The sequence below is a fragment of the Streptomyces sp. NPDC052701 genome, assembly GCF_040678355.1.
Lineage (GTDB): Bacteria > Actinomycetota > Actinomycetes > Streptomycetales > Streptomycetaceae > Streptomyces.
This window is the reverse complement of record NZ_JBFATO010000022.1, coordinates 15,993-39,926: the sequence shown is the minus strand read 5'-3', so window position 1 is coordinate 39,926 and position 23,934 is coordinate 15,993. Positions and strand designations below refer to the sequence as shown.

At 73.3% G+C, this 23,934-nt stretch carries 21 protein-coding genes and 1 pseudogene; 4 read left to right on the top strand and 18 right to left on the bottom strand.

Annotated elements, in window-relative coordinates; all coding sequences use genetic code 11:
- Positions 1-115 precede the first annotated feature (115 nt).
- Both AB0L29_RS23485 and AB0L29_RS23480 read right to left on the bottom strand, forming a co-directional pair.
- On the bottom strand, positions 116-331 hold the full coding sequence (locus AB0L29_RS23485) for an I78 family peptidase inhibitor (RefSeq protein WP_365829691.1): 216 nt from the start codon (positions 329-331) through the stop codon (positions 116-118).
- Positions 332-935: 604 nt separating this feature from the next.
- Positions 936-1,592: a transglycosylase family protein gene (locus AB0L29_RS23480; protein WP_365829690.1), complete on the bottom strand. Its 657-nt coding sequence runs from the start codon at positions 1,590-1,592 to the stop codon at positions 936-938.
- A 550-nt stretch (positions 1,593-2,142) separates the two neighbouring features.
- On the opposite strand from AB0L29_RS23480, the gene AB0L29_RS23475 reads away from it, so the two are divergent.
- Positions 2,143-2,925 carry a hypothetical protein gene (locus tag AB0L29_RS23475; RefSeq protein WP_365829688.1) on the top strand — a complete coding sequence of 261 codons (783 nt, stop codon included), beginning with the start codon at positions 2,143-2,145 and terminating at the stop codon, positions 2,923-2,925.
- A gap of 148 nt (positions 2,926-3,073) precedes the next feature.
- Positions 3,074-3,442, top strand: coding sequence for a hypothetical protein (locus AB0L29_RS23470; RefSeq protein ID WP_365829687.1), 369 nt, complete (start codon positions 3,074-3,076; stop codon positions 3,440-3,442).
- Between the two features lie 69 nt (positions 3,443-3,511).
- On the opposite strand, the gene der is transcribed toward AB0L29_RS23470, so the two are convergent.
- The 5 genes from der to aroH all read right to left on the bottom strand — a co-directional run bounded on the left by der (position 3,512) and on the right by aroH (position 8,031).
- Positions 3,512-5,008, bottom strand: coding sequence for a ribosome biogenesis GTPase Der (der, locus tag AB0L29_RS23465; protein ID WP_365829686.1), 1,497 nt, complete (start codon positions 5,006-5,008; stop codon positions 3,512-3,514).
- Between the two features lie 114 nt (positions 5,009-5,122).
- Positions 5,123-5,728 (bottom strand): lysophospholipid acyltransferase family protein, encoded by a 606-nt coding sequence (locus AB0L29_RS23460; RefSeq protein ID WP_365829781.1) that lies wholly within the window; start codon positions 5,726-5,728, stop codon positions 5,123-5,125.
- A 62-nt stretch (positions 5,729-5,790) separates the two neighbouring features.
- The gene (gene cmk / locus AB0L29_RS23455; protein WP_365829685.1) at positions 5,791-6,471 is read right to left on the bottom strand and encodes a (d)CMP kinase; all 681 of its coding nucleotides are present in this window, start codon (positions 6,469-6,471) and stop codon (positions 5,791-5,793) included.
- Between the two features lie 115 nt (positions 6,472-6,586).
- On the bottom strand, positions 6,587-7,672 hold the full coding sequence (locus tag AB0L29_RS23450) for a prephenate dehydrogenase (protein ID WP_365829684.1): 1,086 nt from the start codon (positions 7,670-7,672) through the stop codon (positions 6,587-6,589).
- Positions 7,669-8,031, bottom strand: coding sequence for a chorismate mutase (aroH, locus tag AB0L29_RS23445; RefSeq protein ID WP_365829683.1), 363 nt, complete (start codon positions 8,029-8,031; stop codon positions 7,669-7,671). Before aroH ends, AB0L29_RS23450 begins: the two co-directional genes overlap by 4 nt.
- A gap of 333 nt (positions 8,032-8,364) precedes the next feature.
- Here aroH and AB0L29_RS23440 point away from each other — a divergent pair, with 333 nt between their 5' ends.
- Complete coding sequence (locus AB0L29_RS23440) at positions 8,365-9,108, top strand: nucleotidyltransferase domain-containing protein (protein WP_365829682.1); 744 nt, start codon at positions 8,365-8,367, stop codon at positions 9,106-9,108.
- Here the strand turns inward: AB0L29_RS23440 and AB0L29_RS23435 are convergent.
- The 11 genes and pseudogenes from AB0L29_RS23435 to AB0L29_RS23385 all read right to left on the bottom strand — a co-directional run bounded on the left by AB0L29_RS23435 (position 9,034) and on the right by AB0L29_RS23385 (position 21,474).
- Positions 9,034-9,783: a nucleotidyltransferase domain-containing protein gene (locus tag AB0L29_RS23435; protein WP_365829681.1), complete on the bottom strand. Its 750-nt coding sequence runs from the start codon at positions 9,781-9,783 to the stop codon at positions 9,034-9,036. The genes AB0L29_RS23440 and AB0L29_RS23435 overlap by 75 nt on opposite strands.
- A gap of 109 nt (positions 9,784-9,892) precedes the next feature.
- Positions 9,893-10,514, bottom strand: a pseudogene (locus tag AB0L29_RS23430) (NUDIX domain-containing protein); the annotation flags it as partial.
- 62 nt (positions 10,515-10,576) lie between these two features.
- Positions 10,577-11,626, bottom strand: coding sequence for a pseudouridine synthase (locus tag AB0L29_RS23425; RefSeq protein WP_365829680.1), 1,050 nt, complete (start codon positions 11,624-11,626; stop codon positions 10,577-10,579).
- Entirely contained in the window at positions 11,626-12,315 is a 690-nt protein-coding gene (gene scpB, locus AB0L29_RS23420; protein WP_365829679.1) for an SMC-Scp complex subunit ScpB, read from the bottom strand. The genes AB0L29_RS23425 and scpB overlap by 1 nt, the downstream gene beginning before the upstream one ends.
- Positions 12,312-13,445, bottom strand: a complete 1,134-nt coding sequence (locus AB0L29_RS23415; RefSeq protein WP_365829678.1) for a segregation/condensation protein A — start codon at positions 13,443-13,445, stop codon at positions 12,312-12,314. The genes scpB and AB0L29_RS23415 overlap by 4 nt, the downstream gene beginning before the upstream one ends.
- 18 nt (positions 13,446-13,463) lie before the next feature.
- Positions 13,464-14,042, bottom strand: a complete 579-nt coding sequence (locus AB0L29_RS23410; protein WP_365829677.1) for a hypothetical protein — start codon at positions 14,040-14,042, stop codon at positions 13,464-13,466.
- Positions 14,027-15,205 (bottom strand): ParA family protein, encoded by a 1,179-nt coding sequence (locus AB0L29_RS23405; protein ID WP_365829676.1) that lies wholly within the window; start codon positions 15,203-15,205, stop codon positions 14,027-14,029. Before AB0L29_RS23405 ends, AB0L29_RS23410 begins: the two co-directional genes overlap by 16 nt.
- A gap of 369 nt (positions 15,206-15,574) precedes the next feature.
- Positions 15,575-16,699, bottom strand: coding sequence for an alanine dehydrogenase (gene ald, locus AB0L29_RS23400; protein ID WP_365829675.1), 1,125 nt, complete (start codon positions 16,697-16,699; stop codon positions 15,575-15,577).
- A gap of 136 nt (positions 16,700-16,835) precedes the next feature.
- Positions 16,836-18,914: a tetratricopeptide repeat protein gene (locus tag AB0L29_RS23395; protein WP_365829674.1), complete on the bottom strand. Its 2,079-nt coding sequence runs from the start codon at positions 18,912-18,914 to the stop codon at positions 16,836-16,838.
- A 161-nt stretch (positions 18,915-19,075) separates the two neighbouring features.
- Entirely contained in the window at positions 19,076-19,702 is a 627-nt protein-coding gene (locus tag AB0L29_RS23390; protein ID WP_365829673.1) for an NUDIX hydrolase, read from the bottom strand.
- Between the two features lie 83 nt (positions 19,703-19,785).
- Positions 19,786-21,474, bottom strand: a complete 1,689-nt coding sequence (locus tag AB0L29_RS23385) for a CTP synthase (RefSeq protein WP_365829672.1) — start codon at positions 21,472-21,474, stop codon at positions 19,786-19,788.
- Positions 21,475-22,003: 529 nt separating this feature from the next.
- Here AB0L29_RS23385 and AB0L29_RS23380 point away from each other — a divergent pair.
- Positions 22,004-23,806 (top strand): glycoside hydrolase family 15 protein, encoded by a 1,803-nt coding sequence (locus AB0L29_RS23380; RefSeq protein ID WP_365829780.1) that lies wholly within the window; start codon positions 22,004-22,006, stop codon positions 23,804-23,806.
- Positions 23,807-23,934: the final 128 nt, after the last annotated feature.

The following is a 23,934-nucleotide window of genomic DNA, read 5'->3' as shown; positions in this document are numbered from 1 at the left end:
GCGCGGTCCGGCCCGGCGGGCCGGGCGCGGGGGCCGCCCCCCCCCCCCCCCCCCGTGAGGGGGCGGGCCCCGGCTCCCCTGAGGGGAGCCGGGGCCATCGCCGTCAGCCGTCGGGTCAGCCCTTCCAGGCCCGCGCCACCCGGCCGTCCCTGACCTCGAAGTTCAGCCGGCCCACGCGGTACTCCATGGTGATGATCGCCCCCGGCGGCAGCGAACGCACCGCCGACCAGCCCCGCTCACGCGCGAGGCGCTCCGCCCGGTCGGCGTCGAGGCCGACGTAGGCGTCCGGGCTGTCCTTCGGTTCGGCGGGCGGTGTCGGAATGGATGCCATGCGGCCACGCTATGCCCTGCCCGGCGGGCGGGGAAGGCGAGGCCGGGAACACCGGGCGCACGTTCCCCGCGCGTCACACTTCTGTCACAAGCCCACGACAGCTGTTTCGACTGCGGTCCGTCACACGGATGGGCGGTCCCGTACGTCTTCCGCAGACATTCGATCACGATTTCCACGTATCGAACGGACCCTTCGAAAAGCCCGGCCGAAAACGCCCGGAGAAGTCCTCCCGGTCCCCGTTCCATTCCGGCGCCGCGGCGGACCGCGCGGGCCATAGGCCGCACAGGAAATGCACCGGCCCGGCACAGCGGCCACGGCACCCCGCCGCCGGGGCACGACGGGGCGGGCATCGTGACGGAAGGCCGCGGGTCCGTGTGGCGCGTGCTCCGGCGGGCCCGGTGCGCGCCGGGCGGAGGCGTCCGTGCGGGACGCCCGGGCGGTGCGCCGGCCTGCTCCGGCGGGAGTGACGGCGGTGAGGACGGGGCCGGAGGCGGGGGCGGGGACGGAGGCGGGGCGGAGGCAAAGGCGGCCCGCCGGGCCCGCGCCGAGGGCCCCGGGCGGGCCGGGAACCGGGCGGGGCCCGGTCCCCGGCGCGGGGAACGGTTCAGATCTCCAGGCGCTGCCCGGGCACGATCACATGGGGATCGTCGCCGATGACGGCCCGGTTGGCGGCGTACAGGCGCTGCCAGGTGGTCCCGTGCCGGGCGGCGATGCCGCTCAGCGTGTCGCCCTCGCGGACGACGTGGCCGCCGCGGGACGAGCCGCGGCCGGCGTGGCCCGCGGCGCGCTCCGGCGCCTTCGCCGGCGGCTCGGACGGGGCCGGCCGCGCCGTGGCCGGCCCGGCGGCGGGCGCGGCGGGCGCACTGCCGTACGCCCCGGCCCGCGCCGCGCAGGTCGGCCAGGCGCCCCACCCCTGGGCGCGCTGGACCTCGGTGGCGACGGCGATCTGCTGCCGCCTGGTCGCCCGGTCGGCGGTCGGCGCGTAGGCCGTGCCGCCGTACGCGCGCCAGGTGGGGGCGGAGAACTGGAGTCCGCCGTAGTAGCCGTTGCCGGTGTCGATGTGCCAGTCGCCGCCGCTCTCGCACCGGGCGATGCGGTCCCACACCGCACCGTCCGCCGCCGCGGCGTCGCCGGCCGCGGCCAGCAGTCCCAGGGGCGCGAGCAGCGCGGCCCCGGCGAGGACCGCCGTCGTACGGGCCCGTGGCGGACGCGGCTGCGTCCCGCGGGCGTTGTCGCGGGTGGTGCCGGCGCATTCGGACATCTGGTCCCCTCCCCAAGAACCCGGGCTCCCCCGGGGCGGAACGCCACCGACGCGCAGGGGCGCGTGGGCGCGTCCGCCCCCGTCCGCCGGCCCCACCCGCCGGCCGTGCTTCGGACCGGCCGGCGGTGCGGCCCGCGGACGTACCCGAGCGGTGCTCGTTGCACACGGCGGAGGAATGCAGGCAGTCCGCCCGGCCGGTCTCAACCCGTTCCCCGTCGTTCCAGGCCAGTTGTCCGTTACCGGTGGTATCGGCGTTTTCCGGACACCCACTTCATTCATTGATTTCAGGATTTGTCGACCAGCCTCCTCGCTGATCTGTGACCCACTTCACTTCACCAACGCCGTTGGCGGCGCGACCAGTTGACGGTGAGTGCCTGATTCCGCGGTGGACGTGACCCTGCGCGCAGGATGGTTCGATTCCGTTCGCAGTGGGGCGTGACTCCCGCCACAGATCGTCCGTTGTCTTCTTCATGAACCGGGGACCCACCCCGGGCCACGGGCCGGGAGCCACCCGGCCTTCGCCACGCACCGCATCCCGAGGGAGCCACCCGTGCCGCGCATGCTCGACGTCAGCGACGAGGTCCGCGCCGAGATCGGCGACGAAGAAGCCGACCGCCTGCTCGCCGGAGAGACCGCCCCGGGCGGTTACGACTGCACGTCCTGCCGCACTCCGGGCGACTCCGAGCAGGAGCGCACCAGCACCGTGCTGTTCGTCGGGGACGAGACCGCCGTCCTCGCCTTCGCCCACTCCGGCTGCCTGCCCTCGCAGGTCGTCAAGGTCACCGAGGAGCAGCTCCGGGGCGCCGTGAAGTCCATCACCGGCGACTCGGCCGACCCGGAGCCCGACCGGGTCGCGCCCGAGCAGGCCGTGCTCGGCGTGACCAGCGGACTGGTCCTGATCGCCGGGGAACTTCACCCGGCCCTGGTCGTCGAGCCGACCGCGCCCATCGTGCGGCCCGGCGCGACCGGCACCGGCGACGACTTCCTGCCGCTCCTCGTCGAGCAGGGCTTCATGCCCCTGACCGAGCTGTCCGCCGTACCGTCCGTGCTGCACGGCTGGTCCGTGCTGCTGGCCATGGGCCGGCTGCACGCCGTGCTGCAGCCCGGCACGAACGGCGGCCGGCCGGTGGCCTGGTGGCAGGCGCACCAGCCCCTCCAGGTCACGGAGGGCTGGCGCACGGCCGCCAACAAGCACCAGCAGGTCCTGCTGTTCGCCGCCCCGGTCGGCTCGATCGGCCACCAGCCGCGCGAGGACCTGATGCGGGACGCGCTGGACAGGGCCGCGGCGAACGGGAAGCTGGTCGCGGCGGCGCTGCCGCTCGCCGGCACCTGAGCGGCCCGAGGCCCGCCCGTACCGCCGCGGACCGCATCCCTTGGACCACGGGGTCGTTTGGACATACGTGCACGCATACGACGTTCCCCGCCGCCCGTCCCTGTCGTCGGTCCCTCCCCCCGGCTCCCGGCTCCGCCCGGGCAGGGAGGTGTCCCCGGCGCGGCCGTCCCAGGACTCCCGGGGCGGCCCCTCGGCCACACCGATCTACGACGCGCTCTACGCCGAGTACGTCAAGTCCTTCCGCTCGCTGCCGGGCGACCGCAGCGGCGAGGAGAAGCTGGGCTTCACGGCCTTCGGGTACCTCCCGCACAGCACGGGTCCGTACGGCGGACTCGGCCCGGAACCAGCCGGCGGCCCGGCGGGCGGCTCGTACAGCGCCTACAGCGCGGGAGCGCACAGCGCCCGCCACGGCGGGCAGCAGCCGCAGTGGCAGCGGGTGGCGGCGGTCGGCACGCAGGACACCGGGATGCACCACGTCCCGGCCGCGCTGCCACCGGCCCGGCGCGGTGACGGGTGACCGCGCGGCGGACATGACGGAAGGGCGGCCCTCGCAGGGGCCGCCCTTCCGCCATGTCCGCCGCGCGCGCTACTTCTTCTTCGCGCCGCGCTTCTCGCGCACCCGCACCGAGATGTGGATCGGCGTCCCCTCGAAGCCGAACTCCTCGCGCAGCCGCCGCTCGATGAAGCGGCGGTAGCCCGCCTCGATGAAGCCGGAGGCGAACAGGACGAACCGCGGGGGCTTGGTGCCCGCCTGGGTGCCGAACAGGATGCGGGGCTGCTTGCCGCCCCGGACCGGGTGCGGGTGGGAGGCGACCAGCTCGCCGAGGAAGGCGTTCAGCCGGCCCGTCGGTACACGGGTCTCCCAGCCCGCCAGGGCCGTCTCGATCGCCGGGACCAGCTTCTCCATGTGCCGGCCGGTGCGCGCCGAGACGTTCACCCGCGGCGCCCACGCCACCTGGCCGAGCTCGGTCTCGATCTCCCGCTCCAGGTAGTAGCGGCGCTCCTCGTCGAGAGTGTCCCACTTGTTGAACGCGAGGACGAGCGCGCGGCCCGCCTCGACGGCCATGGTGACGATGCGCTGGTCCTGCACCGAGATCGACTCGGAGGCGTCGATGAGGACGACGGCGACCTCGGCCTTCTCCACGGCGGCGGCGGTGCGTAGCGAGGCGTAGTAGTCGGCGCCCTGCTGGAGGTGGACGCGCTTGCGGATGCCGGCCGTGTCGACGAACTTCCAGGTCCTGCCGCCGAGTTCGATCAGCTCGTCGACCGGGTCGCGGGTGGTGCCGGCCAGTTCGTTGACGACGACGCGCTCCTCGCCGGCCACCTTGTTCAGCAGCGAGGACTTGCCGACGTTCGGCCGGCCGATGAGGGCCACCCGGCGCGGGCCGCCGACGCCGCCCCCGCCGAACGTCTCGCGGGGCGCCTCCGGCAGCACCTCCAGGACCTTGTCGAGCATGTCGCCGGTGCCGCGGCCGTGCAGCGCGGAGACCGGGTAGGGCTCGCCGAGCCCCAGCGACCACAGGTAGGCCGCGTCGGCCTCGCCGCTGGGTCCGTCCACTTTGTTGGCGCACAGCACGACCGGCTTGCCGGCCTTGCGCAGCAGCCGTACCACCGCCTCGTCGGTGTCGGTGGCGCCGACCTTGGCGTCCACGACGAAGACGACCGCGTCGGCGGCCTCGATGGCGTACTCGGCCTGCGCGGCGACGGAGGCGTCGATGCCGAGGACGTCCTGCTCCCAGCCGCCGGTGTCGACGACCTTGAAGCGGCGGCCCGCCCACTCGGCCTCGTAGGTGACGCGGTCGCGGGTGACGCCCGGCTTGTCCTCGACGACCGCCTCGCGGCGGCCGATGATGCGGTTCACCAGGGTCGACTTGCCGACGTTGGGGCGTCCCACGACGGCGAGGACGGGCAGCGGGCCGTGCCCGGCCGCCTCGATCGCGCCCTCGACGTCCTCGGGGTCGAAGCCCTCCTCCGCGGCGAGCTCCATGAACTCCGCGTACTCGGCGTCGCCGAGCGCCCCGTGGTCGTGCCCGTGCGCGTCCTCGTACGCGTCCGGGCCGTCGGGCTGGATGTGGTCGTTCATGAAGTCGGTACCTCGTCGTTCGGTGTGGTGGTCGGTGGACCGCCCGGTCCGGGGTGATCCACTACTCAGTGTCGCCCGGCGGCCGGCCGGCCGCCCGGCGTTTTCCGGGTGCCCTCAGACGCCCGGGTCCGGCCGGCGGCCGGTGAGTCCTCTGGCGTGCTCCAGGTGCGCGGTGAGCTGCTTCTGGATGCGTTCGGTCGCCTCGTCCAGCGCCTTGCGCGTACGCCGCCCGCTGCCGTCGCCCGCCTCGAAGGGCTCCCCGAAGACGACGTCGACGCGGGACCGCAGGGGAGGCAGCCCCTTTATCAACCGTCCGCGCCGCTCGGAACTTCCCAGCACCGCGACCGGGACGATCGGGGCGCCGCTGCGGACCGCGAAGTAGGCGAGCCCGGCGCGCAGCGAGGCGAAGTCTCCCTCGCCCCGGGTCCCCTCGGGAAAGATCCCGAGCACCCCGCCGTCGTCCAGCACGCCCAGCGCCCGGCTGATCGCCGTGCGGTCGGTGGTGTCCCGGTCCACCTTCAGCTGGCCGATGGCGGTCAGGAACGGGCCGAGCGGGCCGACGAACGCCTCCTTCTTGATCAGGAAGTGCGTCGGCCGGGGCGCGACGCCCATGACCATGGGGCCGTCGATGTTGTGCGAGTGGTTGACGGCGAAGATCACCGGGCCGGTCGCGGGGACCTTCCAGGCGCCGAGCACGCGCGGCTTCCACAGCCCGTACATCAGGCCGACGCCGATGCGCCGCCCGACGTCGGCGCTCTTGTGCGAGGGCACGGACGGCGAGGTCACTTTCCGGCCCGCTTCTCCTCGACGAGGGTGACGACGCACTCGACGACCTGCGCCAGCGTGAGCTCGGTGGTGTCCACCTCGACGGCGTCGTCCGCCTTGGCCAGCGGAGAGGTCTTGCGGCTGGAGTCGGCCGCGTCCCGCTTGATCAGGGCCTCGCGGGTGGCGTCGACGTCGGCGCCCTTCAGCTCGCCGCTGCGGCGGGCCGCGCGGGCCTCCGCGGAGGCGGTGAGGAAGATCTTGAGGTCGGCGTCGGGCAGCACGGTGGTGCCGATGTCCCGGCCCTCGACGACGATGCCGGTCACCGCGGAGGCCGCGATGGCCCGCTGCAGCTCGGTGATCCGGGCCCGCACCTCGGGCACCGCGCTGACCGCGCTGACCTTGGAGGTGACCTCCTGGGTGCGGATCGGGCCGGCGACGTCGACGCCGTCGACCGTGATGGTCGGCTCGTGCGGGTCGGTGCCGGAGACGATCTCCGGCTTGCCGGCCGCGGCGGCGATCGCGGCCGGGTCGTCGGTGTCGATGCCGTTGTTCACCATCCACCAGGTGATCGCCCGGTACTGGGCGCCGGTGTCCAGGTAGCTCAGGCCGAGCTGCGCCGCCACGGCCTTCGACGTGCTCGACTTGCCCGTACCGGAGGGGCCGTCGATGGCGACAATCACTGGCGTGGCGCTTTCCACAGTGGGGACCTTCCTGGACCTGACCGGCGGGGAACGGGGCACGGGCGCCCCGGACAAGGTTACTGGGTGCGCGTCCCCCGATCGGCCGTGCCCGGGGGACGCGCACCCCGGCCCGCTACTGCCGGATCGCCCAGCCCCGCTCGCGCAGCGCGGCGGTCAGCACCGGCACGGCCTTCGGCTCGACCATGAGCTGGACGAGGCCGGCCTGCTGGCCCGTCGCGTGCTCGATGCGCACGTCCTCGACGTTGACGCCGGCCATCCCCGCGTCGGCGAAGATGCGGGCCAGCTGCCCGGGCTGGTCGTCGATGAGAACGGCCACCGTCTCGTAGACCCGGGGCGCGGACCCGTGCTTGCCGGGCACGCGCACTTGGCCCGCGTTGCCGCGCCGCAGCACGTCCTCGATGCCGGCGGTGCCCTTGCGGCGCTCGTCCTCGTCGTGGGACTGCAGCGCGCGCAGCGCCCGCACGGTCTCCTCCAGGTCGGCGGCGACGTCGGTGAGCAGGTCGGCGACCGGCCCGGGGTTGGCGGAGAGGATGTCGATCCACATCCGGGGGTCGGAGGCGGCGATCCGGGTCACGTCCCGGATGCCCTGCCCGCACAGCCGTACGGCCGCCTCCTCGGCGTGCTGCAGGCGCGCGGCGACCATGCTGGAGACCAGGTGCGGCATGTGGGAGACGAGGGCGACGGCACGGTCGTGCGCGTCGGCGTCCATCACCACGGGCACGGCCCTGCAGTGCGAGACCAGCTCCAGGGCGAGGTTCAGCACCTCGGTGTCGGTGTCCCGGGTCGGGGTCAGCACCCAGGGACGGCCCTCGAAGAGGTCGCCGGTGGCGGCCAGCGGGCCGGACTTCTCCCGGCCGGACATGGGGTGGGTGCCGATGTACGCCGAGAGGTCCAGGCCGCGGGCCTCCAGTTCGCGGCGCGGGCCCCCCTTGACGCTGGCGACGTCCACGTAGCCGCGGGCCGCGCCGCGCCGCATGGCCCCGGCGAGCACGTCCGCCACGTGCGCGGGCGGGGCCGCGACGATCGCAAGGTCGACGGGACCCTCCGGGGACCGGTCCGTGCCGGCGCCGAGCGCCGCCGCCGTACGGGCCTGCTCCGGGTCGTGGTCGGCGAGGTGGACGACGACGCCCCGCTGGGTCAGGGCGAGGGCGGCGGACGTGCCGATGAGGCCGGTGCCGATGACGAGTGCGGTCCTCACTGGGCGATGTCCTTGCGCAGGGCGGCAGCGGCACCGAGGTAGACGTGCGCGATGTCGGAGCGGGGCTTGTCGGACTCGATGTGCGCGAGGACCCGGACGACACGGGGCATGGCGCCCTCGACGTCCAGCTCCTGGGCGCAGATCAGGGGCACGTCGACGATGCCGAGCTTGCGGGCGGCGGCGGCCGGGAAGTCGCTGTGCAGGTCGGGCGTGGCAGTGAACCAGACGCTGATCAGGTCGTCCGCGGTGAGGCCGTTGCGCTCCAGGAGAGCCGTGAGCAGGGCCCCCACCTGCTCGTCCATGTGGCCGGCCTCGTCCCGTTCCAGTTGGACGGCGCCCCGGACCGCTCGTACCGCCACGGCGATGCTCCTTGCTGACGTGTGGGTGTTGTCTGCCCGTCCAGCCTAGTCAGCCCGCGTCGTGCGGGTGCGCGGCGCCCGCCGGGTGAGACGGGCGGCACTCCCGGTGCGCGTGCCGGGCGCGGCACGTCGGCGGGACACGCCGGGCGCCGGGCGCGTGGACCGCGCGTTACGCGGCGCTTCCTCCCCTGAGGTTCCTCCCCGCGTGCCTGCGGTGCCCGGACGCCGTCGCTCCGCTCAAAGCGGGCGTCCGGCCGGCCGCTGCCCGAGGAGCGCGTCGCGGTGGGGAACATCCGATCCGCCCGGCGTGAGGTGCCGCGTACGCTCCCGGGCATGCACCCCGAAACCCTGGTACGCGACCACACGGTCTACGCCTGCGTCATGGGCTCGCGTGCCTTCGGCCTGGCGACGGACGGCAGCGACACCGACCGGCGGGGTGTGTTCCTCGCCCCCACACCCCTGTTCTGGCGCTTCGACAAGCCGCCGACGCACGTCGAGGGCCCGGCCGAGGAACAGTTCAGCTGGGAGCTGGAACGGTTCTGCCAGCTGGCCCTGCGCGCCAACCCCACCGTCCTGGAGTGCCTGCACTCCCCGCTCGTGGAGTACGCCGACGCCACCGGCCGCGAACTGATCGCCCTGCGCGAGGCGTTCCTCTCCCGCCGGGTCCACGAGACGTTCGCCCGGTACGCCCACGGTCAGCGCCGCAAGCTGGAGGCGGACGTCCGCAACCACGGCTCTCCGCGCTGGAAGCACGCGATGCACCTGCTGCGGCTGCTGACGAGCGCCCGCGACCTGCTGCGCACCGGCACGCTCACCCTCGACGTCGGCGACCGGCGCGAGCCGCTGCTGGCGGTGAAGCGCGGCGAGGTGCCCTGGCCGGACGTCGAGTCCTGGATGACCCGCCTGGCGGCGGAGGCCGAGCGGGCCGTCCACCGCAGCCCGCTCCCGGCGGAGCCGGACCGGCGGCGCGTGGAGGACTTCCTGGTCCGCGTCCGCCGTGCCTCAGCGCTCCAGGCGGACGCGGACGACGAGGTCGTGCAGGGCGTCGTGGGCGGTGGGCGCCTCCGGCAGGCCTGACGCCTGCCGGGCCTCCTCCAGCGTGCCGTGCAGCTCCTCCACGTCGGCCCGCACGCGCGCGTGGCCAACGTCCGCGGCCCCGTGCTCCCGCTCCGCCTTGGCCGCGACCAGCTCCGGCAGGTAGGCGGGCGCGTCGACCTCCCCGAGCAGGGACGGCAGATGGGCCTGCACCTCGCCGCTGCGCATCAGGTGGATGCCGGTCAGCAGGACGCGGAAGGTGTACAGCAGCGGCTTGAGCTCGCCGGTCCTCTCGAACAGCCGCCACTGCGTGGCCGCGAACCCCCGGTAGTGGTGGGCGTGGTGGCGGGTGAGGACGCCGGGCGCGAGCGCGGCCAGTTCCCGGTGGGCGTCGGTGGTGTGCACGACCAGCGGCGACAGCAACTGCTCCAGCACGTAGCCGTTGCGGCGCAGCATCAGCCGTACGAACTTGCGCAGGTCGTGCGTGACCAGGTCCATCTCGACGCCGTCCCGGTCCCACATCCTCGACCGCGTCTCCTCGGGCTCGCGCAGCCCGACGAGGGCGGCGGCCGGCAGCAGGTGCACGCCCCGCAGGTCCACGTCCGAGTCGCGGGACGGGAAGCCGTAGAGGTGGGCGCCGGAGACGGTGGCGAACAGCACGGGGTCGGGCTGCTCGGCCACCACGCGGCTCAGGTCGGTGTCCAGGGCGTCGATCACCGCTCAAGCCTCCCAGAGCGCCCCGAGGGCCGGCAGGCCGCCCCGGTGTCCGACGCGGCCGGCCCACACGGCCGGCCAGGCCTCCGCGCCCGGGCGCGCTCCCTGGAAGGCGCCGGCCGGGCAACGGGGCGGCGCCCGGGGCCGGTTCGGTGAAGCCCGGGGCGGCGAGCGCCGTGCGGCGGAAGCCGGGCCGGTCGGGCACGGTGCCCCACACGGTCTCGTGGACCTGCCGGAGCCCGCCCGGGGCGGCCTCGGGCGGGCAGAAGGCGGTGGCGGGGGCAGGTGTACTCGAACTCGGCGCCGACGCGTTCGCGGGCGTCGGCCAGGATCCGGTCGTGGCCGGAGGCGAGCGGCCCGGCCGTGTCGTACGGCGCCCGGCGGGCCTGGGCCGCGTCGCTGCCCCGGGTGCCTCGGGCGCGTCGGGCAGCAGCGCGGCGAACGCGACGGACACGGCCCGCATCCGGGCGTCGCGGCCCGGCTCGCCGCAGGTCCGCGGCCGCTCCGGGTGCGGTCCGCAGGCGCCGGACAGGCCGGTCTCCCCGGCGCGTTCGCGCCGTCTCGGCGGACACGCCGGGCCGCACGAATCCGCCGGGCAGCGCCCGGTGGCCCGTGTACGGCTCCCGGTCGCGTTCGACGAACAGGACGCGCGGCGTGTCCCCGCGGACCGTGAACACGGCGCGGCCGACGGTGACGGCGAAGGGCTCGTGGGCGTGCTTGTCGTACCCGTCCACGAGCGGCGCCCCCTTTCGTGGTCGCGGTGACTACGAAAGGGGGCGCCGGTGCGTCACAGACCTCAGAGGTCGACTTCCTTCATCAGCATCCCGACCTCGGTGTTGGACAGCCGCCGCAGCCAGCCCGACTTCTGGTCGCCCAGGGCGATCGGACCGAAGGCGGTGCGCACCAGCTTGTCGACCGGGAAGCCGGCCTCCGCGAGCATGCGGCGCACGATGTGCTTGCGGCCCTCGTGGAGGGTGACCTCCACCAGGTAGTTCTTGCCGGTCTGCTCGACGACCCGGAAGTGGTCCGCGCGGGCGTAGCCGTCCTCCAGCTGGATGCCGTCCTTGAGCTTCTTGCCCAGGTCGCGCGGGATGGGGCCGACGATGTGCGCGAGGTAGGTCTTCTTCACGCCGTACCTCGGGTGGGTCAGCCGGTGCGCGAGCTCGCCGTGGTTGGTGAGCAGGATGACGCCCTCGGTCTCGGTGTCGAGCCGGCCGACGTGGAAGAGCCGGGTCTCGCGGTTGGTGACGTAGTCGCCCAGGCACTGCCGCCCCTCGGGGTCCTCCATCGTGGAGACGACGCCGGCGGGCTTGTTCAGCGCGAAGAACTGGTAGCGCTGCGTGGCGACGGTCAGCCCGTCGACCTTGATCTCGTCCTTCTCGGGGTCGACGCGCCGGCCCTGCTCCAGGACGATCTCGCCGTTCACCTCGACGCGTGCCTGCTCGATCAGTTCCTCGCAGGCGCGCCGGGAGCCGTAGCCGGCGCGCGCGAGCACCTTCTGCAGCCGCTCGCCCTCCTGCTCGGCGCCGGGGAAGGTCTTGGGGAGCTTGACCTCCTTCCTCCCGGCGTACCGCTCCCGGTTGCGCTCCTCGATCTGCGCCTCGTACTCGCGGGGGCGCGCCGGTGCCGTGCGCCCGCGCTGCCCGGGCTTCTTCGGACCGCCCTGGGCGCCGCCGCGCCCGGACTTGGGGCCGTCCTTCGTGGCCCCGGGGCCCACGTCGTAGCGGCGCTCCTCGGGGCGGGGCTTGCGGGGGCGGCCCTGCCCCTGCTTGTCGTCCCTGCTGTTGCCGGCGCCGCGGTGGTTGCCGCGCCCGCCGTGTCCGCCGTTCCTGCCGCTGCTTCGCATCAAAGTTCCGTCTGGTCGTCTACGTCTACGTCGTCGGTACCCGGCATCACCGGGGTGCCCGGGCCGTCATCGGGTGCGTCCGGGTCGAACGACGGAACGCCCTCCTGGGTCTCGGCCTCGATCGCCTCCGCCTCCGGGAGGAAGGGCGCGAGCTCCGGGAGCTCGTCCAGACCGCGCAGGCCCATCCGCTCCAGGAAGTAGTTCGTCGTCCTGTACAGGATCGCACCTGTTTCGGGTTCCGCGCCCGCCTCCTCGACCAGTCCCCGTTGCAGGAGGGTGCGCATCACGCCGTCGCAGTTGACTCCGCGGACGGCGGAGACCCGGCTGCGGCTGACCGGCTGGCGGTAGGCGACCACCGCCAGCGTCTCCAGCGCGGCCTGCGTGAGGCGGGCGGTCCGGCCGTCCAGGACCAGGCTCTCGACGGCGGACGCGTAGGCGGCGCGGGTGTAGAACCGCCAGCCGCCCGCGACGAACCGCAGCTCGAAGCCGCGCCCCTGCGCGGTGTACTCGTCGGCCAGTTCCCGCAGCGCGTCCGCGACCTGCCGCCTGGGCCGCTCCAGGATCCTCGCCAGGTGCTCCTCGGCCGCGGGCTCGTCCGCGACCATGAGCATCGCCTCCAGGGCGGGCTTGAGGTCGAGGTCCGCGGCGGCGCGCGGCCCGGCCGGCCCCCCGGTCGTCTCCTCGCTCACGGCTTCCTCTCCTCCCCCGGCGGCTCGGGCGGCCGGTCGAACTCGTCGGTGACGGCCGGCGTCTCGTCCCCGTCCCCGCCGGTCCAGCGCACGGTCAGCTCGCCGAGCGCGCTCTCCTGCTCCAGGGCCACGGCCTTCTCGCGGTACAGCTCCAGCAGGGCCAGGAACCGGGCCACGACGGTGAGGGTGTCGTCGGTGTCCGCCACGAGCGTGCGGAAGCTCGCCTCCCCCAGCTCCCTGAGCCGCTCGACCACGATCCCGGCCTGCTCCTGCACGCTGACCAGCGGTGCGTGGATGTGCTCGACGTACACCCGCGGCTCGGGCTTGGGCTGCATCGCCTTCACGGCGAGCCTGGCGAAGCCCTCCGGGCCGATGCTGATGACGACCTCGGGCAGCAGCTCGGCGTGCCCGGGTTCGAGTCCGACGGTGCGCGGGTGGCGGCGGGCCTCCTGGTCGAGCCGGTGGCTGAAGACGTCCGCGACCTGCTTGTACGCGCGGTACTGGAGCAGCCGCGCGAACAGCAGGTCCCGGGCCTCCAGCAGGGCCAGGTCGGCCTCGTCCTCCACCTCGGCGGCGGGCAGCAGCCGGGCGGCCTTGAGGTCGAGCAGGGTGGCGGCGACCACCAGGAACTCGGTCGCCTGGTCCAGGTCCCAGTCCGGTCCCATGGCCCGGATGTGCGCCATGAACTCGTCGGTCACCTTCGACAGGGCGACCTCGGTGACGTCCAGCTTGTGCTTGGAGATCAGCTGGAGGAGCAGGTCGAAGGGCCCCTCGAAGTTGGAGAGGCGGACCTTGAACACGCCGTCGCCGGGCTCGCCGCCGCCGGACGCCTCCACACGTGCTCCGGGCGCCGGTCCCGGCTCCGGGGCGACGGCCTCGGGCCGGGGGCCGGGCCCCGGCTCCCGTTCCGGTGCGGCGGCCCCGCGCTCCGGCCGCGCGGCGGCGGGCCCCGGCTCCGGAGCGACGGACCCGGGCACCGGTTCGGCAGGCGCCCCGGGCGCCGGCACCGCCCCTGCCGCCTCCGCCGCCCCTTCCGACGGAGCCGCCTGCGCGGCCGCCGGCCCCCTCCCCAGCGCACGCCGGCGGCCGGCCGGGCCGGGAGGAGGGGCAGGGTCACCGTTCGAGGTCATGGCCCCCGCAGGCTACCGCTACCGCCCGCGCAGCCGCCGTACGAGGATGCTGGCGTCCCCACGGGCCTCCAGGTCGGCGAGGACCACGGCGACCGCCTCACGGACGATCCGGCCCCGGTCGACGGCCAGTCCGTGCTCGCCGCGGAGCACGAGACGGGCGTGCTCCAGGTCCATGAGCTCCTCGGCCGACACGTACACCGTGATCTTCTCGTCGTGCCGCTCACGGCCGCTGGGGCGGCGCGTGGCGGTCCGGCCGCGCTTGCGCGGTGCCGCCCCGGCGGAGGCGGCCGGCGCGGCGGCAGAACCTTCCTGCGCCGCCTGGCGCCGCGCCGGGCGGTCCGCGCCCGCCGCGGAACGGCTGCGCGACTCCCCGGCCTCGGCCGCCTCGGCGGCGACGTGCTCCGCGCCCTCGCCGTCGCCGCCCTGCACGGGCACCGACTGCGGCGCGTCCTCCGCGGCCACCGCGTCGCCCTCCCCCGCGGGAGCGGGCACCCGGGCGTCGCCGTTGGCGCGCCGGGGCGTGGACGGCTGCAGCGCCGTTCCCCCTGTCGTGCGGAAGAGTTCGTCGGCCCCCGGCAGACTCACTCGGCGTGACACCGGGCGAGCACCTCCCTGGCGAGCTGACGGTAGGCGGCGGCACCGACGGAGTTGGAGGCGTACGTGGTGATCGGCTCACCGGCGACCGTGGTCTCCGGGAAGCGGACCGTGCGCCCGATGACCGTGTGGTAGACGTGGTCGTCGAACGCCTCGACGACACGCGCGAGCACCTCGCGGCTGTGCACCGTGCGCGAGTCGTACATCGTGGCGAGGATCCCGTCGAGCTCCAGCTCCGGGTTGAGCCGCTCCTGGACCTTCTCGATGGTCTCCGTCAGCAGCGCCACCCCGCGCAGCGCGAAGAACTCGCACTCCAGCGGCACGATCACCTTGTGCGCGGCCGTCAGCGCGTTGACCGTGAGCAGGCCGAGCGAGGGCTGGCAGTCGATGACGACGAAGTCGTAGTCGGGCAGCAGCGGCTTCAGGGCCCGCTGCAGCGAGGACTCGCGGGCGACCTCGGAGACCAGCTGGACCTCGGCCGCCGACAGGTCGATGTTGCTGGGCAGCAGGTCCATGTTGGGGACCGCCGTCTTCAGCAGCACCTCGTCGGCCGACATCCCCCGCTCCATGAGCAGGTTGTAGACGGTGAGGTCGAGCTCCATCGGGTTGACGCCGAGTCCGACCGACAGCGCGCCCTGCGGGTCGAAGTCCACGAGCAGGACACGGCGTCCGTACTCCGCGAGCGCGGCGCCCAGGTTGATGGCCGACGTCGTCTTGCCGACGCCGCCCTTCTGGTTGCACATCGCGATGATCTTCGCGGGTCCGTGGTCGGTGAGCGGCCCGGGGATCGGGAAGTACGGCAGCGGGCGTCCGGTGGGCCCGATGCGCTCGCGGCGCTGGCGGGCCGCGTCGGGCGCGAGAGTGGCCGCGTACTCGGGGTCGGGCTCGTACTCCGCGTCGGGGTCGTAGAAGTGCCCCTCGGGCAGTTCGTCGTAGTCGGCGAAGTGGTTGTGGGGCGCGCCACTTCCGTCGCCGGCCATGGCGTTCACGTGATGGCCATCCATGCTCTGGTGTGCTGGGTGAGTCACCCCTGGACTCTGGCGACTCTGGTGGGCTGCGAAGGTGCGCACTGCGACGGAGCCGACAGCCTCGAACCCCGCGGAGCCCTGGCCCCGTGCAGGCGTTCCTGGTTGACCACCCCCGGGAGTAAATGTCGACTCATTCACAAGTCGTCTTACCTCCTTGGTGACCAGGAAACTTCTAGACAGGTCAGCGTGGCACCATGCCGACGGTTGGCGACTCTATGGCGTGTCGGCGGTCCGCAGCAACACAATCCGCCGGACCCGGCCCGATGTGTCGGCAATGAAACATCCCGCTGTCAAGGGCGTACGGCCGTCGCACGGCAGGTTTCACCGGTGTGCGAATCGGGTGAAGGGCCGCGTTCGAGACGAGTCGCCCGAGCGGCGCGAAGTGACCATACACACATCCGGCCGGACCTTCTCGGGCAAGGTCCGGCCGGATGCGCGGTGTTGACGAACGTTGTTGACGTATCGCCTTTGCCTGCGGATGACTTGATCCCGCCGGTCGCCCGCCGGTCAGCCGAGCAGCGAGTCCAGCTCCACGTGGTCCAGGCCGTGCGCCTCGGCGACCTCCTTGTAGACGACCTTGCCGTCGTGGGTGTTGAGACCCTTGGCGAGCGCGGGGTCGCGGCGCAGCGCCTCGACCCAGCCGTTGTTGGCGAGCGAGACGATGTACGGCAGCGTGGCGTTGGTGAGGGCGTTGGTGGAGGTGTTGGGCACCGCGCCGGGCATGTTGGCGACGCAGTAGAAGACCGACTCGTGGACCTTGAAGGTCGGCTCGGCGTGCGTGGTGGGACGGGAGTCCTCGAAGCAGCCGCCCTGGTCGATCGCGATGTCGACAAGGACACTTCCCGGCTTCATCCGGGACACCATCTCGTTGGTGACCAGCTTCGGGGCCTTGGCGCCGGGGATGAGCACCGCGCCGATGACGAGGTCGGCGTCGAGGACGGCCTTCTCCAGCTCGAAGGAGTTGGACATGATGGCCTTGACCTTCGTGCCGAAGATCCTGTCGGCCTCGCGCAGCTTGTTGATGTCGCGGTCGAGCAGGGTCACGTCGAAGCCCATGCCGACGGCGATCTGGGTGGCGTTCCAGCCGGAGACGCCGCCGCCGATCACGACCGCCTTGGCGGGGGTGACGCCCGGGACGCCGCCCGGCAGCACACCGCGGCCGCCGGCCGCGCGCATCAGGTGGTAGGCGCCGACCTGCGGGGCGAGCCGGCCCGCGACCTCGGACATGGGGGCGAGCAGCGGGAGCGCGCGGTTGGGCAGCTCCACCGTCTCGTAGGCGATCGCCGTGGTGCCGGACTCCAGCAGGGCGTCCGTGCACTCCTTGGAGGCGGCCAGGTGCAGGTAGGTGAAGAGCGTCTGGTCCTTGCGGAGGCGGTGGTACTCCTCGGCGATGGGCTCCTTGACCTTCAGCAGCAGGTCGGCGGCGGCCCACACCTCGTCGGCCGTCTCCAGGATCTGCGCACCGGCGGCGACGTACTCGGCGTCCGTGATCGAGGAGCCGGCCCCGGCGCCGCGCTCGATGACCACCTGGTGGCCGTTCCGCACCAGCTCGTGCACGCCGGCGGGGGTGATGGCCACCCGGAACTCGTTGTTCTTGACCTCGCGGGGAATGCCGACCTTCACGTCGATCACGGTCCTTGGCTCAGAGGGTATGGGTGTATTGCTAGACATACCCGGGCGCGCGTGGGCACACCGGGAGAGACCGCAGGAGAACGTGCGGCAGAGCCAGTCTAATGAAGGTGTTCCCGCTGTCTAGCCTTTCATTGCATCAATCTTCACCGGATGCACTGCGGATTTCGCAGGCGTTAGATCCTTGTTCCGGCTCCGAGTCGCCCCCGGAGGGCTCCAAGGGCCCCTCGTCGGCCTCCTCCTCCAGCATCCGCTCGGCCGCGGTCCGGTGCAGCCCGGCGGCCAGAGGATCCCCGAGGCGCTCCAGGGTGTCGGCCACGCGCAGGTGGAGCGCGGCCTGCAACCGCGTGTCCTCGGCCCGCCGCGCCCACTCCACGGCCTCCCGGCAGGTGCGCAGCGACTCCTCGGGCCGCCCCGCGTACTCCTGCACCCGGGCGATCTCGCTCAACGCCCGTGCCTGGGCGGCCAGATCACCGGTCCTGCGGTGCCCGGCAACCGCCGCGCGCCAGTTGCGCAGCGCCTCCCCGTAGCGCCCGGCGTAGGTGTGCGCGGCGGCGATCCGGCCGTACAGCCGGGCGGCGTCGGCGCGCTCGTCCCGGGCGAGCCGCTCGACCAGGGCCCGGCCGAACCAGTCGGCGGCCCGGTCGTAGTCGCCCAGCTCCAGGTGGGCACCGCCTACGGATTCCATCGCGCGGCCGGTCGCGTACGGGTCGTTCGCCTCGCGTCCGGCGTCCAGCGCGGCCCGGTAGCGCACCAGTGCCTCGGCCGTGCGGCCGGTCCGGGCGTCGAGGTCGCCGAGGTTCAGCAGGGCCGCGGCCTTCTCGCGGGGCAGGTCGCGGCGCTCGGCCACGTCGAGGACCAGGCTGTGGATGCCGTACAGGTCGGGTGCGGCGGCCTGGGTGCCGAAGTGGGCGGCCATCGCCCGCACGAGCTGGGCCATCAGGCGCCGGGCGAGGGTGTCCAGCTCCCCGTCGGCGACCGCGAGGCGGGCCGCGGCCAGCAGGGCGGGCCGGCGGATGCGCAGCCAGTCGGCGGCGGCCCGCGGGCTGGGGAAGCGCAGGGCGGCCGGCATGGCGAGGAGCTTCTCGCGGGCCTGTGGGCTGTCGGTCTCGGTGATCGCCCGGCAGGACTGCAGCAGCCGCACGTTCCGCTCCAGCATGCGGGCGCGGGCGAGCTGGAGCTCGGCGGGCCGGTCCTTGGCCGCGGCGACGGCGCGCAGCAGGGGGTACAGGCAGCCGGGCACCTCGTACTCCGGCAGCGGCGAGTCCACCGCGTGCAGGAAGCCCAGGGCGACGAAGTCGTCCAGGGCGGCGCGGGCGCTGTCCACCGGGCAGCCGGCGAGTGCGGAGGCGATCTGCGGGTCGACCAGGCCGGCGGGGGCCAGGGAGAGCAGGCGCAGGGTCCGGGCGGCGGAGGCGGGCAGCGCGGCGTAGGCGAGCCGGAAGACGCGGGCGAGCGGGGTGCCCTCGGCGTCGTCGGCGCGCAGCTGCTTGGCGAGGTCGGAGACGGCCGCCTGGGGGCGGGCGGCGAGCCAGCCGCCCGCCAGCGTCAGCGCGGCGGGCTGCCCCTGGCAGACCTCGGCGAGGTGCTCGGCGGCCCGCGGGTCGACGGTGATGCGGACCGAGCCGGTGTACCGGGACAGCAGTTCCACGCCGGACTTGGTGTCGAGTCCGCCCAGGGTGCAGGGGCGGACGTCCGCGATCCCGGTCAGCGGTCCCCGGGAGACGGCGACGACCAGGCAGTCCGGGGTGTCCGGCAGCAGGGCGTCGACCTGCCCGGCGTCGGCCGCGTCGTCCAGCAGCAGCAGCGCCCGGCGGCCGGCCAGGGCGGTGCGCAGCTCGGCGCTGAGGTCGTCCTCGGCGGCTCCGGCCGGGGCGGGGCGCTCCAGTGCGGTGAGCAGGTCGCGGGCGGCGCGCTCGACGGGGACGGGCGTGCCGTCGGGCTCGCCGAGGCGGGCGCGCAGCACCCCGTCCGGATAGCGGTGCGCGATCTGCCGTACCAGCTCCTCGGCGAGGGCGGTGCGGCCGGAGCCGGGGCGGCCCGCGATGAGCAGCACGCGCGCGCGGGGGGCCTTGCGGCCCGCGAGGGTGTCCAGGCCGGTGCGCTCGATGTCGGCGCGCAGCTCCTTCAGCTCCCGTGTGCGCCCCAGGAACCGGCCCTCTCCGGCAGCCTGGCCGAAGAGCTGCGCGCCGCCTGTCCTCACCGCCTGATCCGTCACGGGCCACACTCCCGTCCCACCGCACGCCGGGGCCCGCCGGGACTCCGGATCGGGCGTCTTCAGAGCCTAGTTCACGCTCTGCGACGTTCCGGGTGGAGCGCGGCGGGTACGTCCCTCGATCGGATCAGCCGATCGTCACACCGGGAAGGCGGGGTGTGCGTTCAGGCCTCGAAGGGACGCGCCGGCCAGGGCGCCTCGGCCGGGCGCAGCGCGTCGAGCCCGTCCCCGCTGCGCGCGGCGACCAGAGAGAGGACGCCCACGACGAGGCAGTTGTTGTGCAGCTCGCCGGCGAGCACCCCGCGCACGAGGTCCTGCACGGGGACGCGCTCGATCTGCATGTCGGCCTCTTCGTGCTCGACTTCGAAGCGCTCGCCCTCGGCCTCGGACAGGTCACGCGCGAGGAAGATCCGCACGGCCTCGTCGCAGCCGCCGGGGGTCGTGTAGACGTCGGTCAGCACCCGCCAGTCCTCGGCCTTGAGGTGGGCCTCCTCGTACAGCTCGCGCTGGGCGGCGTGCAGCGGGTTCTCGCCGGGGACGTCGAGCAGCCCGGCGGGGATCTCCCACAGCTTGTGGCGCACGGGGTGGCGGTACTGGCGCAGGACCAGGACGCGGTCGGCGTCGTCGAGGGCGAGGACGGCCACGGAGCCGGGGTGGACCTGGTAGTCGCGCGTGACGACCGTGCCGTCGGGCATGACCACCTCGTCGGTGCGGACGGAGGTCTTCTTGCCCACGAAGGGGGTGCCCGTCGCCCGGATCTCCCACTCCTCGGGGGTGTCCTTGATCGTCATGCCTGTCCTTCCGCGTGCCCAGGGGAAAACCGGGGTGCCCACCTCGTGAAGGGAGGCACCCCGGCCACCGTACAACCGGTGTGTTACTCGGAATCCTTCCCCGCGCCCGCCGCCTGCTGCCGCTCGACGGCCGCCTTCACGAGGCCGGCGAACAGCGGGTGCGGACGGGTCGGCCGCGAGCGCAGCTCGGGGTGCGCCTGCGTGGCGACCAGGTACGGGTGGACCTCGCGCGGGTACTCCACGTACTCGACGAGCTTGCCGTCCGGCGAGGTGCCCGAGAAGACGATGCCCGCCTTCTTCTCCAGCTCGGCGCGGTAGGCGTTGTTCACCTCGTAGCGGTGGCGGTGGCGCTCCTCGACGTACTCCTTGCCGTCGTACACCTCGCGCACGATCGAGCCCTCGGCCAGCTTGGCCGGGTACATGCCCAGACGCATCGTCCCGCCCATGTCGCCCTCCCCGGCGACGATGTCGAGCTGCTCGGCCATGGTGGAGATGACCGGGTGGGCGGTGGCCGGGTCGAACTCGGTGGAGTTGGCGTCGGAGATGCCGGCCAGGTTGCGGGCCGCCTCGATCACGATGCACTGCAGGCCCAGGCAGAGGCCCAGCAGCGGGATCCTGTTCTCGCGGGCGTAGCGGATGGCGCCGACCTTGCCGAGCACACCGCGGTCGCCGAAGCCGCCCGGGATGCAGATGCCGTCGACGTCCTCCAGCTGCGCCTTGGCGCCGGCCGGGGTCTTGCAGTCGTCGGAGGTGACCCACTTGATCTTCACGCGGGCCCGGTTGGCGAAGCCGCCGGCGCGCAGCGCCTCGGTGACCGACAGGTAGGCGTCGGGCAGGTCGATGTACTTGCCGACCAGCGCGAGGGTGATCTCGTGGTCGGGGTTGTGGACGCGGTCGAGCAGGTCGTCCCAGGTCGTCCAGTCCACGTCGCGGAACGGCAGGTCGAGCTTGCGGACCACGTAGGCGTCCAGGCCCTCGCCGTGCACGGTCTTGGGGATGTCGTAGATCGAGCGGGCGTCGGGGCAGGCCACGACGGCGGCCTCGTCGACGTCGCACATCAGCGAGATCTTCCGCTTGATCGCGGTCGGCACCTCGCGGTCGCAGCGCAGCACGATCGCGTCCGGCTGGATGCCGATGTTGCGCAGGGCCGCGACCGAGTGCTGGGTCGGCTTGGTCTTCAGCTCGCCGGAGGGGCCGATGTAGGGCAGGAGCGAGATGTGGACGACGAAGACGTTGTCGCGGCCGACCTCGTGACGGACCTGGCGCACGGTCTCCAGGAACGGCAGCGACTCGATGTCGCCGACCGTGCCGCCGACCTCGGTGATCACCACGTCGACCTCGTCCGTCGCCATGCGGCGGATGCGGTGCTTGATCTCGTTGGTGATGTGCGGGATGACCTGCACGGTGTCGCCGAGGTACTCGCCGCGCCGCTCCTTGGCGATCACCGTGGAGTACACCTGGCCGGTGGTGACGTTGGCGGAGCCGTCCAGGTCGCGGTCGAGGAACCGCTCGTAGTGGCCGATGTCCAGGTCGGTCTCGGCGCCGTCGTTGGTGACGAACACCTCACCGTGCTGGAAGGGGTTCATCGTGCCCGGGTCGACGTTCAGGTACGGGTCGAGCTTCTGCATCACCACGCGCAGGCCGCGGGCCTTGAGCAGCATGCCGAGGCTGGAGGCGGTCAGCCCCTTGCCGAGAGAGGAGGCGACACCCCCGGTGACGAAGATGTGCTTGGTCGTCGTGGCTGTGTTGCTTCGGAAAGCAGCGGGCGGCATGGCCAAGAGGGGGCTCCCGTGGTCGCGGTATGGGGGTGCGGTGCGGCTGTCCTGCCGGAGGTCTCCGGGGGGCCGTCGCTGCGGTTCGGGGGTCCCCTTCGGATCTGCATCCTTCGGGGGGCGCCCACCGGTCCACGGGCTACCAGCGTATCAGCGCCGCGCGGGGATGGCTTCCGGCCACGCTCCGCGCACGGACCGACACGGACACGCTGCACCGCCCCCGTCCGCCACCCGCGGCTCACTCGTCCGGTGGATGCGCGTTGCCCGGAGCGGCACACAGATCATCTACGTGCGTCGTATCCTGCTCGGACACCCGCTGCCGAGCCCGGCCGGCCCACACGGCACCACCCCCGCCCGTAAACACCGGAACAACGTGAGCTCGTCAGTTCGTTGAGCAACAATTGGCGTTTTGCGTCACGGCAGAGCGGCTGTTTTGCTTCATCGCTCAACGACGCATTACAAGAACCCCTTGACCGCACTAGCGACCGCCCCCCTGTGGGGTGACGTGGCCGTTCGACTGGAGTTGCACGTGGCCGGGCGCATCGAAGACTACGCACTCATCGGAGACATGCAGACCGCTGCCCTGGTCTGCCGGGACGGGACAGTCGACTGGCTGTGCCTGCCCCGCTTCGACTCGCACGCCATCTTCGCCGGTCTGCTGGGCACCGAGGAACACGGTTTCTGGCGTCTGGGCCCGGCGCACGCCGCCGACCAGGAACCGCCCACGGCGGCCCGGCGCAGCTACCGCGGCGACTCGCTGATCCTGGAGTCCGAGTGGGACACCCAGCGCGGCACGGTGCGGGTGACCGACTTCATGCCCCCGCGGGACGGCGCCCCGCAGCTGATCCGCATCGTGGAGGGCGTCTCCGGCCGCGTCCCGATGCGCTCGGCCCTGCGGATGCGCTTCTCCTACGGCCGGGTGGTCCCGTGGGTCCACAAGCACGAGGGGCGCACGGTCGCGGTGGCGGGCCCGGACTCCGTGTGGTTCGACACACACGTCGAGACCTACGGCAAGTCGCTGACCACGTACGCGGACTTCACGGTCGCTCCCGGTGACCGGATCGCGTTCACCGTCTCCTGGCAGCCCTCGCACAAGGAGCCGCCGCCGCTGCCCGAGCCGGAGCAGTCGCTGGAGGCGACCGAGGACTTCTGGCGCGAGTGGGTCGAGCACTGTACGTACCACGGCCCCTACCGCGAGGCCGTCATCCGCTCGCTGATCACGCTGAAGGCCCTGACCTACGCCCCGACCGGCGGCATCGTCGCCGCGCCCACCACCTCCCTGCCGGAAGACATCGGCGGCGTGCGCAACTGGGACTACCGCTACACCTGGCTGCGCGACGCGGCGATCACCCTGTCCTCGCTGCTGCGCACCGGCTACCGCGAGGAGGCCCGCGCCTGGCGCGAGTGGCTGCTGCGGGCGGTCGCCGGCGACCCGGAGAACCTGCAGATCATGTACGGCATCGCCGGCGAGCGCGAGCTAGGCGAGGCCGAACTGGACTGGCTGCCCGGCTATGAGAACTCCGCCCCCGTCCGGGTCGGCAACGGCGCGGCCCACCAGCTCCAGCTGGACGTGTACGGCGAGGTCACCGAGGCCCTGCACCTGGCCCACATGACGGGTCTGGCCCGCAACGACTACGCCGCCCTGCTCCAGCTCAAGCTGATCCGCTACCTGGAGGACCACTGGCAGAACCCGGACGAGGGCATCTGGGAGGTGCGCGGCCCGCGCCGCCACTTCGTGCACTCCAAGGTGATGGCCTGGGTCGCGGTCGACCGCACGATCAAGCTCATCGAGTCCGGTGACGCGGACGGCCCGCTGGAGCGCTGGAAGGAGCTGCGCGAGGAGATCCACCGGGACGTGTGCGAGAAGGGCTACGACAAGGAGCGCAACACCTTCACGCAGTCGTACGGCTCCAGGGAACTGGACGCCTCGCTGCTGCTGATCCCGCAGGTGGGCTTCCTGCCGCCGGACGACAAGCGCGTCATCGGCACGATCGAGGCGATCCAGCGCGAGCTGTCCACGCCGGACGGCTTCATCCTGCGCTACCCGACGCAGGGCGAGGACGAGGGCGTCGACGGCCTGCCCGGCGACGAGGGCGCGTTCCTCGCCTGCTCGTTCTGGATGGCGGACGACCTGGCGATGATCGGCCGCGTGGACGAGGCCCGCAAGCTGTTCGAGAAGCTGCTGTCGCTGCGCAACGACCTCGGTCTGCTCGCCGAGGAGTGGGACCCGCGCCTGCAGCGCCAGGTCGGCAACTTCCCGCAGGCCTTCAGCCACGTTCCCCTCATCGACACGGCCCTGCGCCTGACGGCCTCGGGGGCCTACGGCGGCTGAGCGCTCCCGGGATCCCGGATCCGGTGTCCCTCTGCCCCGGTGATGTCCGGCGCGCGGCCCGTGGGACGGCAGGGGGGCGGGACGCGTCCCGCGTGGGCGAGCGGTTCCCCTGTGTGCGCGCTGGGCCG